Here is a 13,401-nt window from a genome sequence, read left to right on the forward strand (position 1 = left end):
GGGCGACCACGCCGGGCCGGACGCCCTCAGACGGGCGGGGCGGGGTCGTACTGGATCGCGCGCCGCACCTCGGCCGCCGCGTCCGGCCCGTCCAGCCGGGCGACGAGGTGCAGCGCCATGTCGATCCCCGCGGACACGCCGGCCGACGTGACGACGTCGCCGTCGTCGACGAACCGGGCCTCCGTGTCCACGAGGACGCTCGGGTCGAGCGCGACGAGCTCGTCGACCGCGGCGTGGTGCGTGGCCGCCGGCCGCCCGGCCAGCAGGCCGGCGGCGGCGAGGACCAGCGCGCCGGTGCAGACGCTCGTCACGAGCGGCACGGTCGCGCGCAGCGAGCGGACCCACCGCAGGTGCGCCGGGTCCGCGGCCAGCGCCCGCGTGCCCCGGCCGCCCGGGTAGACGAGCACGTGCAGGGGCAGCGCCTCGTCGGCGTCGCAGTCGGGCAGCAGGCGCAGCCCCTTGGCGCAGCGGACGCCGCGGCCGTCGGCGGAGAAGGTGCAGACCTGGGGGCGGAGAGGGCTGTGCTGCGCCCAGGCGGCGAGCACGTCGTACGGCCCGACGACGTCGAGCTCCTCGGCCCCGTCGAAGACGAAGACCCCCACCCGCAGCGCGCTGCCCGTGCCCATCCGGTCCGCCCCTCTCCCGGCGGGCCCCCGCCCGTCGTCCGGTCCGCCGGCGCACTCGCCCGGCGGCGTCGCGGCGCCGCCCGTCAGGTGCCGGGCAGCGCGAGCATGCGGTCGAGGGCCACGCGCGCCCAGTGGGCGACGTCCGGGTCCACGACGATGCGGTTGACCGTCCGCCCGGCGACGAGGGACTCCAGGGTCCACACGAGGTGCGGCAGGTCGATGCGGTTCATGGTGGAGCAGAAGCACACCGTGTCGTCGAGGTAGCGCACGGTGAGGTCGGGGTGCGCCGCGGCGAGCCGGCGGACGAGGTTGAGCTCCGTCCCCACGGCCCACGAGGAGCCGGGCGCGGCCGCGTCCAGCGCGCGGATGATGTACTCCGTCGAGCCGACCATGTCGGCCGCCGTGACGACCTCGTGGCGGCACTCGGGGTGGACGAGGACCGTCACGGCCGGGTCGGCCGCGCGGTGGTCGGCCACGTTCTTCGCGGTGAAGCGCCCGTGCACCGAGCAGTGCCCCCGCCACAGGATCATGCGGGCGGCCCGCAGGGCCTCGGGCGTGACGCCGCCGCCGGGCCGGTGCGGGTCGAGGACGACGCAGGCCTCCAGCGGCAGCCCCAGGGCGCGCACCGCGGTGTTCCGGCCCAGGTGCTGGTCCGGCATGAAGAGCACCTTGCCCGTGCCCTGGAGCCCGCCCACCTGGTCGAACGCCCAGCGCAGCGCCGTCTCGGCGTTGGAGGACGTGCAGACCGTGCCGCCGTGCCGACCCGTGAAGGCCTTGATGGCGGCGGAGGAGTTCATGTACGTGACCGGCACCGTCGAGGCCGCCACGCCGGCGTCGGCCAGCACGTCCCACGCCTCCTCCACCTGGTCGAGCGTCGCCATGTCCGCCATGGAGCACCCGGCGGCGAGGTCCGGCAGGACCACGGCCTGGGCGTCGGAGGTGAGGATGTCGGCGGACTCGGCCATGAAGTGCACGCCGCAGAACACGACGAACTCGGCGTCCGGACGCGCCGCGGCCTCCCGCGCGAGCTTGAAGGAGTCGCCCGTGACGTCGGCGAAGGCGATGACCTCGTCGCGCTGGTAGTGGTGGCCGAGGACGAACGCGCGGTCGCCCAACGCGGCCCGCGCGGCCCGGGCGCGCTCGACGAGGCCCGGGTCGCCGGGGGCGGGCAGCGCCCCCGTGCACTCCACGCCGCGCTCGGAGGCGAGGTCGCTCCGCCGGCCGAGGAGGAGCAGCGCCGAGCCCGCGGGCTCGGCGAATCCCGTCACGGTGGCCGTCGGGGTCACGGTGGCGGTGACGGTGCCGGTGACGGTGGCGGTCATGCGCGCGATCATCCCACAGCCCGCGCACGTGCCAGGATCGCCCGGTGCACGTCCTCGTCGTCCCCGACCGCGTGCCCCGTGCCGCCGCCGACGCCGTCGTCACCGGCTGGCGGGACGCGGCTCCGCACGACGACGCGACCGTGCTCGTGGTGCCGGACGGCGGCCCCGGGTGGGTCGACGCGGTGACGGCGACGGTGACGGGGACGGTGACGGGGCCCGGCGTCCATGTCGAGCTGCCCGCCGCGGACCCGATGGAGCCGTCCGGCGGCGCCGCCGACGCCGACGTCGTGCTCGACGGGCTGTCGCGCGCGAGGGCCGGCGGCGACGGTCGGGCCCGTTCGCCGGAGGGTCGCGCGCGGTCCCTGACCGTGGCGCTCGGCACCCCGGGGACCCCCGACGCCGGGGCCGGGCTGCTGACGGGCCTGGCCGACGCCCTCCTGCCCGGGGGCGGCTCGGCCCGACCGTCGGCAGGGTCCCCGACGGGGGCGCCGACGTGGCTGCCCGCGCTGGCCCGGGCGTTGGCCGACGTCGACCTCGTGGCGGTCGCCCCGGCGCCGACGCCGCTGCTCGGGCTCCGGGGGACCGCCGCCGGCCTGGCGGCGGACGGCGTCCTCGACCCGGGGGCGGCCCAGGCGCTGGAGCAGCGGCTCTCGGTGCAGGCGCACGCCTGGGTCGCCGCGCTGGGCGACGCCGCGCGGCCCGACCTCCTCGTCGGTCCGGGGGCACGCACCGCGACCCCGTTCACCCGGGCGCCGGGCGCCGGGTCGCACGGCGGCGCCGGCTTCGCGCTCGCCCTCGTCGGGGCGCGGCTCCTGCCGGGACCCGCGCACGGGGCGCACCTCGTCGGGCTCGCGGGTGCGGCCGCGACGGCGGACCTCGTCGTCGTCGTCCGGGAGGGGCTGGAGCACGCGGACCTCGACGGGACGGTGCTGGCGCAGGCCCTGGCGGCGGCGGGTGCGCAGGGGGTGCCGCTCGTCGTGCTCGCGCCACGGGTGCCGCCGCTCGCGGGCGGGCTGCGCGGCACCGGCGTCGCCGCGGCCTACGCCCCGCTCGGGGGCGGCACGCCGCCGGACGAGGGCGTGGCGGGCGCGGGCACGTGGGCGGCGCTGGCGGCGAGGGTCGCCCGCACGTGGTCGCCCGCGTCCGGGGCGGGTGCGTACGCTGGAGGACGGCAGCACCCGCGCACCCGGGAACATCCGTGACGCGGGGCTGGTTGCACGTCGCGGCGCGCCGTGCGTGCCGCCCCGGCGGCACCCGGACCGCGTGCCCGCACGGCTCACGAGGGAGACACGGATGACCGAGACCACCCAGGCCCCGCAGACGACCACCACGAAGCCGGACACCCACGGGGTCCTGCTCACGGACGTGGCGGCCGGCAAGGTGCGCAGCCTGCTCGAGCAGGAGGGTCGGGACGACCTGCGCCTGCGCGTGGCGGTGCAGCCCGGCGGCTGCTCCGGCCTGATCTACCAGCTCTACTTCGACGAGCGCCTGCTCGACGGCGACGTCACGAAGGACTACGACGGCGTCGAGGTCGTCGTGGACCGCATGAGCGTGCCCTACCTCGAGGGGGCGACGATCGACTTCGCCGACACCATCGAGAAGCAGGGGTTCACGATCGACAACCCCAACGCCGGCTCCTCCTGCGCCTGCGGCGGCTCCTTCAGCTGACCCGGTCGCCGCGGCACGCGGCGCACCACCCACGACGCCCGACGACGGCCCGAGGAACGGGCACGGCCGTCGGGCGTCGTCGTGCCCGGGGCGGTGCCGTCACGAGGGGGCGTCCGGGTCGGTCGTCCGCACGGTGAGCCGTGCGCTGCCGTCGGGCTCGTCGGTCCGGGCGACGAGGGCGTGCCCGCGCATCCGCGCCCACGCGGGCACGTCGACCAGCGCGGCGGGGTCGGTGGTCAGCACCTGCAGGAGCGACCCGGGCGGTGCCGCCGCCGCGGCCCGCGCGAGGTGCACGACGGGCAGCGGGCAGAGCAGGCCGCGCGCGTCGACGACCTCGACGACGCCGTCCGGCGCCCTGCTCACGGGTCCGGCCACGGGTCGGCCCGCAGGTCCGGCCACGGATCCGGTCACAGGTGCAGCGCCCCGAGGGACCCCCGCACCTCGCGCACCAGCCCGGGGAGCACGTCGGCGAAGCGCTCCACGTCCGCCGCGGCGGTGCCCGGCGGGAGCGCGAGCCGCACGTTGCCGTGCGTGAGGACGCCCATGGCGGTCAGCACGTGGCTCGGCTCGAGCGTGCTCGACGAGCAGGCGGAGCCCGAGCCCACGGCGAACCCGGCGGCGTCGAGCCGCCCGACGAGGGCCTCCCCGTCGACGTAGAGGCAGGAGAAGGTCAGCACGTGGGGGAGGCGGTCCTGCGGGTCGCCGACGACCTCGACGTCCGGCACCTCGGCGGCCACGCGCGCCCTCAGGCGCGCGACGAGGGCGCGGCGGGCGGCGTCGTCGGCGTCCCGGGCGGCCAGCCGCTCCTCCAGCGCGACGGCGGCGGCCAGCGCGACCGGCACGACGACCCCGCCGGGGAACCCGCCGGTCAGCGGCGCGTCCTCGTCGGACGGCCCGACGGGCGCACGCCGCACGCCCGCGCGCACGGCGAGGACGCCGAGGGGAGCCGGGGCGCCCCAGTCGCCGGCGTCCGCCGTGAGCAGGTCCCACCCGTCCGGCAGGGCCACGTGCCCCGCCGCCGCGCCGGCGTCCACGAGGAGCGGCACGCCCGCCGCCCGTGCCGCGGACGCGGCCGCGTCGACCGGCTGGCGCGTCCCCACCTCGCCGTTCGCGACCTGCAGGGCCGCCAGGGCGACGCCCGGCGCCCCCACCGCGGCGGCGAACGCGTCGGCGTCGACGCGCCCGAGCCGGTCCACGGGGACGGTGCGGCGGGTGCCGGCCGCGTCCGCCGCGTGCAGCACGGCGGCACGCTCGACGGCCGGCACGACGACGTCCGCGCCGACCCGCCGCCGGCCGCGCGCGACCGTCAGCACGGCGGCGTGCAGGGCCTGCGTGTGCGACGGGGCCAGCGCGATTTCCTCCGTCCGCGCGCCGAGCCCGGCCGCGAGGGACTCACGGGCACCGTCGAGCAGCGCGCGGGCGCGCCGGCCCTCGGCGTGCAGCCGGCGGGGGTCGGCCCACCCCTCGTCGAGGGCCGCCAGCAGGGCGTCCCGCACGCGGGGGGAGGGCGGGGCGTGCCCCGCCGCGTCGAGGACCACGCGGGGGGTCGCGACGGGCGCGGACGGCGGCACGGGGCCACGCTAACGACCCGTGACGACCTGTGGTGGACCTGACGCGCCGTCGTCAACCGGTGCGAGGCAGCACGTGGACGGCCCCTCGGCGCGCTAGGCTGCGCGGGTCGAGGACGTAGGTCCCAGGTGTCACCACGACCCCGCACAGGCGCAGCACGCAGCCGACGGGTCGTCGACGGCCGGGGCCACCAGAACGAGAGGTCCCCCGTGCACCTGCAGAACCCCCGCCGGCGGCGCCGTGCGGCCGGCCTCCGGGCGTCCGCCCTGGGCCTCGCCGTGCTGGTGCTGGCCGGCTGCTCGTCGGACCAGCTGGCACGCGGCTACCTCCCGGGCGACTCCGCGAACGAGGTCACGAACCAGACCGGTCGCATCATGAGCCTCTGGGTGGGCTCCTGGATCGCGGCGCTCATCGTCGGCGTCATCACCTGGGGCCTCATGCTCTGGTGCGTCGCGGTGTACCGGAAGCGCAAGAACGACGACGTCCTGCCGGTGCAGCTCCGTTACCACGTGCCGCTCGAGATCATGTACGTGATCCTGCCGATCCTCATGGTCGGCGTGCTCTTCTACTACACGGCGCGCGACCAGCACGAGATCCAGACGGTCAGCGGCGACCCGGACCTGCGGGTGCAGGTCATCGGCAAGCAGTGGAGCTGGGACTTCAACTACCTCGACGACGACGTGTACGACTCCGGCGTGCAGGCGGAGGGCGTCGGCCAGGAGGGCACGCTGGCCGAGCAGATCACGCTCTACCTGCCCGTCGACGAGACGGTCGAGTTCACGCTGAACTCCCGCGACGTCATCCACTCGTTCTGGGTCCCGGCGTTCCTCTACAAGATGGACGTCATCCCCGGGCAGACGACGAACACCTTCGAGGTCACGCCGACCAAGGAGGGCACGTACGTGGGCAAGTGCGCCGAGCTGTGCGGCGAGTACCACGCGTCGATGCTGTTCAACGTCAAGGTCGTCTCCCGCGAGGAGTACGACGAGCACATCGAGGCGCTCCGCGACGCGGGGCAGACCGGGCAGCTGGGCATCGACGCCAGCAAGCTGCAGGACCTGGACAGCGTGCGCCGGCAGGGTGAGCCCGCCGGGGCGTCGCAGGGGAGCGAGGACTGATGGCCGCGACGATCGAGCGCGTGCCGGGGCTGGCGCCCAGCCGCCAGACCCTCGGCCGGACGGTGGTCAAGTGGGTGACCTCCACCGACCACAAGGTGATCGGGTACCTGTACCTCATCACCTCGTTCGTCTGGTTCTGCATCGGCGGCGTGATCGCGCTGCTCATCCGTGCGGAGCTGTTCACGCCGGCGCTGGACGTGTTCCAGACGGCCGAGCAGTACAACCAGGCCTTCACGATGCACGGCACCGTCATGCTGCTGCTGTTCGCGACGCCGCTGTTCGCCGGCTTCGCGAACGTGCTGATGCCGCTGCAGATCGGCGCACCGGACGTGGCGTTCCCGCGGCTGAACATGTTCGCGTACTGGCTCTACCTGTTCGGCGGCCTCATCGCCGCCGCCGGGTTCCTGCTGCCGCAGGGCGCGGCGTCCTTCGGGTGGACGGCCTACGCGCCGCTGTCGGACACGGTCTACAGCCCGGGTCTCGGCGGTGACCTGTGGGTCTTCGGCCTCGCGCTGACCGGTTTCGGCACGATCCTCGGCTCGGTCAACTTCATCACCACGATCGTGACGATGCGCGCGCCCGGCATGACCATGTTCCGGATGCCGATCTTCACCTGGAACATCCTCATCACCAGCGTGCTCGTCATCATGGCGTTCCCGCCGCTGGCGGCCGCGCTGTTCGCCCTCGGGGCGGACCGGCGGCTGGACGCTCAGGTGTTCAACCCGGAGAACGGCGGGGCGCTGCTGTGGCAGCACCTGTTCTGGTTCTTCGGCCACCCCGAGGTCTACATCATCGCGCTGCCGTTCTTCGGCATCATCACGGAGATCCTGCCCGTCTTCAGCCGCAAGCCGATCTTCGGCTACAAGGGCCTGGTCTACGCGACGATCGCGATCGCGGCGCTCTCCGTGACGGTGTGGGCGCACCACATGTACGTCACCGGCCAGGTGCTGCTGCCGTTCTTCGCACTGACGACGATGCTCATCGCGGTGCCGACCGGCGTGAAGTTCTTCAACTGGATCGGCACGATGTGGCGGGGGAAGATCACCTTCGAGACGCCCATGCTGTGGGCGATCGGCTTCCTCGTGACGTTCCTCTTCGGCGGCCTGACGGGGGTCATCCTGTCCAGCCCGGCCCTCGACTTCCAACTCTCGGACTCGTACTTCGTGGTGGCGCACTTCCACTACGTGGTGTTCGGGACCGTCGTCTTCGCGATGTTCGCCGGGTTCTACTTCTGGTGGCCGAAGATGACGGGCAAGATGCTCGACGAGCGTCTGGGCAAGATCCACTTCTGGCTCCTGTTCCTCAGCTTCCACACGACGTTCCTCGTGCAGCACTGGCTGGGCGTCCAGGGCATGCCGCGGCGCTACGCGGAGTACTCGCCCGAAGAGGGCTTCACGTTCCTCAACGAGGTCTCGACCGTCGGCGCCATGGTGCTCGGCATCTCGATCCTCCCGTTCCTGTGGAACGTCTACGTCACCTGGCGCAAGGCGCCGCGCGTCGCCGTGGACGACCCCTGGGGCTACGGCAACTCCCTCGAGTGGGCGACGAGCTGCCCGCCGCCGCGGCACAACTTCACCTCGCTGCCGCGCATCCGCTCGGAGCGCCCGGCGTTCGATCTGCACCACCCCGAGGTCGCCGCGATGGACCACGTGGAGCCCGACTCCGGTGGCGTCTTCGACTGGGAGGCCGAGCGCGTGGGCCAGCCCGAGGTGGGCAAGGACCGCGTGCGCAAGGGCACGGGCCGGTCCGAGCAGAGCAGCACGACGGTCGTCGACGACCCGGACGTCGACGGCGACCACCCGACGCGGGACGGTGAGCAGCGATGAAGTTCGAGGCCAAGCTCTTCCTCTACGGGGTGCTGTTCTTCATCCCCGTGGGGATCGTCTACGCCGTCTGGAGCGGCGGCGAGCCCGTCGGGACCTACGGGATCCCGCTCGTCGGCGGCATGGCGGGCATGATCGGCGGGTACCTGTACCTCGTCGGCAAGCGGATCGACGCCCGTCCCGAGGACGACCCGCTGGGCGAGATCGAGCAGGGCGCCGGCGACCAGGGCGTGTTCAGCCCGTGGAGCTGGTGGCCCCTCGTGCTCGGGCTCGCCGGTACCGTGGTGTTCCTGGCGCTGGCCGTCGGCTGGTGGCTGCTCCTCCCGGGGCTGCTCATCGGTGCCGTGGGTCTCGTGGGTTGGGTCTTCGAGTTCTCGCGCGGTCAGCACGCCCACTGAGGCACCTGCACCAGATCGGCCACAGCGGCCCTCCCCGGGCTTCCGGGGAGGGCCGCTGTCGTCGTCGCGGTGAACACGGCGCGCAGACCCAGCGGTCCCCCCGGGGAGTCGTCCCCGAGGTCGTGGAACGGCCGGCACGGCGCAGGAGGACCAGGAGAGCGTCCAGGGGAGCTCCCGAGGAGCTCCAGGAGCTCCTGAGCACCTCCAGCGCCTTCGAAGGCCGCCCTGAGGACCTCCAGGACGTCCGGAACGCAGGAGGGCCCCTGGGACCGCCCGACGGCCTCTCGGGCCAGGACGCACGGAGCGGGCCGTCAGGCGGGGACGATGAGCCCGGCCGTCTGCGTCCGCGCACGCGTGAAACGCTGCGCGGCGTCGGCCCAGTTCACGATGTTCCACCACGCCTTGACGTAGTCGGCCTTGACGTTGACGTAGTCGAGGTAGAAGGCGTGCTCCCACATGTCGAGCACGACGACCGGCACGAGGCCGAGGGCGATGTTCGACTGCTGGTCGTAGAGCTGCACGATGACGAGCTTCTGGCCGATGGAGTCCCACGCGAGGATCGACCAGCCGGAGCCCTGGATGCCGACGGCGTTGGCCGCGAAGTGCTTCTGGAAGGCCTCGAACGAGCCGAAGAACTCGTCGATCGCCGCCGCCAGCTCACCCTCGGGCTTGTCGCCGCCGGCGGGGGAGAGGTTGGCCCAGAACACCGAGTGGTTGACGTGCCCGCCGAGGTTGAACGCGAGGTTCTTCTCGTGCAGGTTGACCGCGGCCAGGTCGTCGGCCTCGCGCGCCGCGGCCAGCTTCTCGAGGGCCGTGTTCGCGCCGGCCACGTAGGTCGCGTGGTGCTTGTCGTGGTGCAGCTCCATGATGCGCCCCGAGATGTGCGGCTCGAGCGCCGCGTAGTCGTAGGGCAGGTCGGGGAGCGTGTAGTCAGCCATGCGTGCATGCCTCTCAGGGTCGAGACCGCGACGTGGGTGCCGCGGTCGTCCGTCCGGTGGCCTCCGTCGTGACGCGCGGGCGCGGGTCACGGCAGGCCCACGGGGTCCACTCTGGCCCATACGACGACGACGCGCGCGCCGTTCCCCCTGCGTGTTGCGGGGGAACGGCGCGCGCGTCGTCAGGTGCTGCGGCCCGTCCGGGCGGGATCAGCCGCGGCGGTCGGTGCCGTCCGGGTCCGTCGGCTCGACGAGGTTGCGGCCACCACCGGTGGGGCGGCGCTCGCCGTCCTGGACGTCGGGCTCGACGAGGTGGCGTCCGCCACCGGTGAGCTGCGGCGCCTGCGTGGCGGCGGGCGCCTCGAGGGCGTCGTGCTCACCGTGCGACTGGGCGGCGAGCCACTCGGCCGGCGTGACGGGCTCGACGCGGTCCTCGTAGAAGACCCGCGACACACGGGCCCGCAGAGCGTCGAGACGGTGGCCCTTGCGGCGGACACCACGGGCGTCCTCGGCTGGACCGATCTCCAGCGGACGCAGCGGGTCGTGCTGGACGCGCAGCCACCGCTCGTGCTCGTCGAGGGGCTTGTGCACCTCGATGTACTCGCCGGACGCGAAGCGGACGATGCGGGCCGACTCGTGACCGTGCAGCACGAGCTCGCGGTCCTTGCGCTGCAGGCTCAGGCAGAACCGCTTCGTGAACCAGAAGGCCAGCGCCGGCCCGACGAAGATCAGGACCCGGAACACGTAGGTGATGTCGTTGATCGACAGCAGGAAGTGCGTCGCGATGATGTCGTTCGACCCGGCGAGCACGAGGATGAAGAACGCGACCAGGATCGCGACGCCGAACGCGGTCCGGAAGGGCCGGTTCCGCGGGCGGTCCAGGACGTGGTGCTCACGGCGGTCGTCGGTGACGGCCGCCTCGATGAACGGGTAGAGCGCCAGGGCCGAGAAGAGGATGCCCGGGACGACGACCGCCGGGATGAGCACGTTCAGCGTCAGGGTGTACTGACCGATCACGAACTCCGTGGGACCGCCCGGCATGAGGCGCAGCGCACCCTCCAGGAACAGCATGTACCAGTCGGGCTGCGCGCCCGCCCCGACGGGGGACGGGTCGTACGGGCCGTAGTTCCAGACCGGGTTGATGGTCATCGTCGCCGCCATGAGGGCGATGACGCCGAACACCACGAAGAAGAACCCGCCGGCCTTCGCGACGTACACCGGGAAGAGCGGGTAGCCGACGACGTTCTTGTCCGTGCGGCCCGAGCCCGGGTACTGGGTGTGCTTGTGCAGCACGACGAAGAGCAGGTGCAGGCCGATGAGCGCGAGGATCAGCGCCGGCACGAGCAGCACGTGGACCGTGTACAGGCGCGGGATGAGGTCGGTGCCGGGGAACTCGCCGCCGAAGATGAAGTACGACAGGTAGCTGCCGATGACCGGGATCGACCGGACGACGCCGTCGGTGATGCGCAGGCCGTTGCCGGACAGCACGTCGTCGGGCAGCGAGTAGCCGGAGAACCCGGCCAGCAGGCTCAGGACCAGCAGCACGAAGCCGACGACCCAGTTGAGCTCGCGCGGCTTGCGGAACGCGCCCGTGAAGAACACGCGCATCATGTGCACGACGATCGACGCGACGAAGATGAGCGCCGCCCAGTGGTGGATCTGCCGCATGAGCAGCCCGCCGCGGACCTCGAACGACAGGCGCAGCGTCGAGGCGTACGCCTCGGTCATGTGCAGGCCCTGCTGCGTCACCCAGGGTCCCGTGTACTCGACCTCGTTCATCGAGGGCACGTAGAACATCGTGAGGAAGACGCCCGAGATGAGGATCGTCACGAAGCTGTAGAGCGCGACCTCGCCGAGCAGGAACGACCAGTGGTCGGGGAAGACCTTGCGGGCGAACTCCTTGACGGCACCGCCGACGGAGGTCCGCTGGTCGAGGTAGTCGGCCGTCGCGCCCGCGGCGCGCCCGGTCCGGGTGGGTGTGGCGGTGGTGGCGGTGCTCATGTGAGTCGCTCCCAGAAGCTCGGGCCGACGGGTTCGTGGAAGTCGCTCTGGGCGACCAGGTAGCCCTCGCTGTCGACCTCGATCGGCAGCTGCGGCAGCGGGCGGCTCGCGGGTCCGAAGACGATCCGGGCCCCGTCGGAGATGTCGAACGTCGACTGGTGGCAGGGGCACAGCAGGTGGTGCGTCTGCTGCTCGTACAGCGCGACCGGGCAGCCGACGTGGGTGCAGACCTTGGAGTAGGCGACGATCCCGTCGTACGACCAGCTCTTGCGCTCCTCGGTCTCCTTGAGGTCGCGCGGGTCCATGCGGACGACGAGCACGACGGCCTTGGCCTTCTCGTCGAGCGGGTGCTCCGCCTCCTCGAGGTTCTCGGGGATGACGTGGAACACGGAGCCGATCGTCACGTCGGACGCCTTGATGGGACGCCCGTCGGGGTCCTTGACGAGGCGGACGCCCCGAGCCCAGATCGTGCGCTTGAACTTGCCGACGTTCCAGTCCTCGCCGACCTCGCCCACGAGCGGGACGACGATGGCCAGCGGGAACAGGGCGAGGGCGGAGACCATCGCGCCCTTGAGGACCCCGCGGCGGCCGATCTTCGAGTCCTCGGCGCCGTCCTTGAGGGCCTGCACGGCCGCCTCGCGCACCTCCGGGGAGGACTGCACGGGATGCCGCTCGTCGACGACCTCGTGGTCGTTCATGAGCGCCTTGGCCCAGTGGACCGCGGCCGTGCCGATGCCCAGGAGGGCGAACGCGAGCCCGAGCCCGAGCGTGAGGTTCGAGACCTTGATGTCCGCCGGCGTGCCGACGGGCAGCGTGAAGTACGCGACGAGGAAGACGAGCGTGCCGATCACCGACACCGCGAAGAGGGCGACGACCTGGCGCTCGACCTTCTTGGCGTGCTTCTCGTCGAGGTCCGACTTCCGGGAGCGGTGCGGCTCCATGCCCGGGTCCGGGAAGCGCTCGGGGAGCGTCCCGTCGGGACGGACGACGAGGTCCTGGTGGCCGCCGTGCGGCTGGTCAGGGGTGGTGCTCACGAGGACTTCGCTCCGATCCAGACAGAGAACGCGATCAGCAGGCCGATGCCGACGACCCAGGCCCACAGGCCCTCGGCCACGGGGCCCACGCTGCCGAGGGCGAACCCGCCGGGCTGGGGCTGCTGCTGCTCGGCGACGTAGGCGATGATGTCGCGCTTCTCCTCGGGGGTGAGGTTGGCGTCGTTGAACACCGGCATGGACTGCGGACCGGTGAGCATCGCCTCGTAGATGTGCTTGGGCGCGGTCTCCAGCAGCGAGGGCGCGAACTTGCCCTCCGAGAGGGCGCCGCCCGCGCCGACGGCGTTGTGGCACATCGAGCAGTTCGTGCGGAACAGCGCGAGGCCGTTGGCCGCGTCGCCCAGCGTGGCGTCGACCTGCTCCGCGGTGGGGATGGTCGGCCCTGCGCCGAGGCTGGCGACGTACGCCGCGAGCTGGGCGATCTGCTCGTCCGTGAACTGCACGTCCTTCGCGATGACCTGCGGGCCGGTGTTCTGCATCGGCATGCGGCCCGTGCCGACCTGGAAGTCCACGGAGGCGGCGCCGACGCCGACGAGCGACGGGGCGCGGTCGCTGCCCTCGGCCGAGGTCCCGTGGCAGGTCGAGCAGTTGGCCATGAACAGCGCCCGCCCGGCCTCCACGTCGTCCGTGGTGGCCGTCAGGCGGCTCGCGTCCGCTCTCGCGGGCGTGGCCACCGCGTACACGGCGCCGGTGAGCAGCAGGGCCAGCAGGAGCAGCACGAGCGGGGCTCGGCGGTCCTGCCTGCGGGCTGCGAGTGCCTTCACTGGACGTTCCTCGTCTCGCTGTCGCACACCTGGGTCCAGGTGCTGGTGCGGGGGGACGGCGCAGGCGCCGGCCCCGATTGCGTGCCGGACCCCGTGGTCCTGGCCATCGTCCCCGTCGGTCGCTG

General features: G+C 73.1%; 13 protein-coding genes. 5 read left to right on the top strand and 8 right to left on the bottom strand.

Annotated features, from left to right (window positions below; genetic code table 11):
- Positions 1-26: 26 nt before the first annotated feature.
- Positions 27-626 (bottom strand): DJ-1/PfpI family protein, encoded by a 600-nt coding sequence (locus AC2TDM_RS07590; protein ID WP_090030674.1) that lies wholly within the window; start codon positions 624-626, stop codon positions 27-29.
- A gap of 83 nt (positions 627-709) precedes the next feature.
- Complete coding sequence (gene nadA, locus AC2TDM_RS07595) at positions 710-1,948, bottom strand: quinolinate synthase NadA (protein WP_484636261.1); 1,239 nt, start codon at positions 1,946-1,948, stop codon at positions 710-712.
- 44 nt (positions 1,949-1,992) lie between these two features.
- On the opposite strand from nadA, the gene AC2TDM_RS07600 reads away from it, so the two are divergent.
- Together AC2TDM_RS07600 and erpA are read left to right on the top strand one after the other, a co-directional pair.
- Positions 1,993-3,150, top strand: a complete 1,158-nt coding sequence (locus AC2TDM_RS07600; protein ID WP_484636262.1) for a glycerate kinase — start codon at positions 1,993-1,995, stop codon at positions 3,148-3,150.
- A gap of 91 nt (positions 3,151-3,241) precedes the next feature.
- Entirely contained in the window at positions 3,242-3,616 is a 375-nt protein-coding gene (erpA, locus tag AC2TDM_RS07605; protein ID WP_090030678.1) for an iron-sulfur cluster insertion protein ErpA, read from the top strand.
- A 99-nt stretch (positions 3,617-3,715) separates the two neighbouring features.
- Here erpA and AC2TDM_RS07610 read toward each other — a convergent pair whose 3' ends face one another.
- Both AC2TDM_RS07610 and AC2TDM_RS07615 read right to left on the bottom strand, forming a co-directional pair.
- Complete coding sequence (locus tag AC2TDM_RS07610; protein WP_484636263.1) at positions 3,716-3,979, bottom strand: sulfurtransferase TusA family protein; 264 nt, start codon at positions 3,977-3,979, stop codon at positions 3,716-3,718.
- A gap of 44 nt (positions 3,980-4,023) precedes the next feature.
- Complete coding sequence (locus tag AC2TDM_RS07615; RefSeq protein WP_484636264.1) at positions 4,024-5,187, bottom strand: cysteine desulfurase family protein; 1,164 nt, start codon at positions 5,185-5,187, stop codon at positions 4,024-4,026.
- A gap of 207 nt (positions 5,188-5,394) precedes the next feature.
- On the opposite strand from AC2TDM_RS07615, the gene ctaC reads away from it, so the two are divergent.
- From ctaC to AC2TDM_RS07630, 3 genes are read left to right on the top strand one after another with little or no spacing between them, the layout of a single operon-like run.
- Positions 5,395-6,303, top strand: coding sequence for an aa3-type cytochrome oxidase subunit II (gene ctaC, locus AC2TDM_RS07620; RefSeq protein WP_090030683.1), 909 nt, complete (start codon positions 5,395-5,397; stop codon positions 6,301-6,303).
- Positions 6,303-8,129 carry an aa3-type cytochrome oxidase subunit I gene (gene ctaD / locus AC2TDM_RS07625; protein WP_484636265.1) on the top strand — a complete coding sequence of 609 codons (1,827 nt, stop codon included), beginning with the start codon at positions 6,303-6,305 and terminating at the stop codon, positions 8,127-8,129. Before ctaC ends, ctaD begins: the two co-directional genes overlap by 1 nt.
- The gene (locus AC2TDM_RS07630) at positions 8,126-8,524 is read left to right on the top strand and encodes a cytochrome c oxidase subunit 4 (RefSeq protein ID WP_090030687.1); all 399 of its coding nucleotides are present in this window, start codon (positions 8,126-8,128) and stop codon (positions 8,522-8,524) included. The genes ctaD and AC2TDM_RS07630 overlap by 4 nt, the downstream gene beginning before the upstream one ends.
- 311 nt (positions 8,525-8,835) lie before the next feature.
- Here the strand turns inward: AC2TDM_RS07630 and AC2TDM_RS07635 are convergent, their stop codons facing one another.
- The 4 genes from AC2TDM_RS07635 to qcrC form a co-directional block, all read right to left on the bottom strand.
- Positions 8,836-9,462 carry a superoxide dismutase gene (locus tag AC2TDM_RS07635; protein ID WP_090030689.1) on the bottom strand — a complete coding sequence of 209 codons (627 nt, stop codon included), beginning with the start codon at positions 9,460-9,462 and terminating at the stop codon, positions 8,836-8,838.
- Positions 9,463-9,669: 207 nt separating this feature from the next.
- Positions 9,670-11,460 (bottom strand): cytochrome bc1 complex cytochrome b subunit, encoded by a 1,791-nt coding sequence (gene qcrB / locus AC2TDM_RS07640; protein WP_484636266.1) that lies wholly within the window; start codon positions 11,458-11,460, stop codon positions 9,670-9,672.
- Entirely contained in the window at positions 11,457-12,494 is a 1,038-nt protein-coding gene (gene qcrA / locus AC2TDM_RS07645) for a cytochrome bc1 complex Rieske iron-sulfur subunit (RefSeq protein ID WP_373308378.1), read from the bottom strand. The genes qcrB and qcrA overlap by 4 nt, the downstream gene beginning before the upstream one ends.
- Positions 12,491-13,276, bottom strand: a complete 786-nt coding sequence (gene qcrC / locus AC2TDM_RS07650; protein WP_484636267.1) for a cytochrome bc1 complex diheme cytochrome c subunit — start codon at positions 13,274-13,276, stop codon at positions 12,491-12,493. The genes qcrA and qcrC overlap by 4 nt, the downstream gene beginning before the upstream one ends.
- Between the last annotated feature and the right edge of the window lie 125 nt (positions 13,277-13,401).

Source organism: Cellulomonas sp. plas2 (assembly GCF_057221735.1).

What these genes read in the sequence shown, in the direction of transcription:
- qcrB (WP_484636266.1), bottom strand. Translation starts at nt 11,460, where the DNA reads ATGAGCACCGCCACCACCGCCACACCCACCCGGACCGGGCGCGCCGCG.
- AC2TDM_RS07630 (WP_090030687.1), top strand. Translation starts at nt 8,126, where the DNA reads ATGAAGTTCGAGGCCAAGCTCTTCCTCTACGGGGTGCTGTTCTTCATC.
- erpA (WP_090030678.1), top strand. Translation starts at nt 3,242, where the DNA reads ATGACCGAGACCACCCAGGCCCCGCAGACGACCACCACGAAGCCGGAC.
- nadA (WP_484636261.1), bottom strand. Translation starts at nt 1,948, where the DNA reads ATGACCGCCACCGTCACCGGCACCGTCACCGCCACCGTGACCCCGACG.
- AC2TDM_RS07590 (WP_090030674.1), bottom strand. Translation starts at nt 626, where the DNA reads ATGGGCACGGGCAGCGCGCTGCGGGTGGGGGTCTTCGTCTTCGACGGG.
- ctaD (WP_484636265.1), top strand. Translation starts at nt 6,303, where the DNA reads ATGGCCGCGACGATCGAGCGCGTGCCGGGGCTGGCGCCCAGCCGCCAG.
- AC2TDM_RS07635 (WP_090030689.1), bottom strand. Translation starts at nt 9,462, where the DNA reads ATGGCTGACTACACGCTCCCCGACCTGCCCTACGACTACGCGGCGCTC.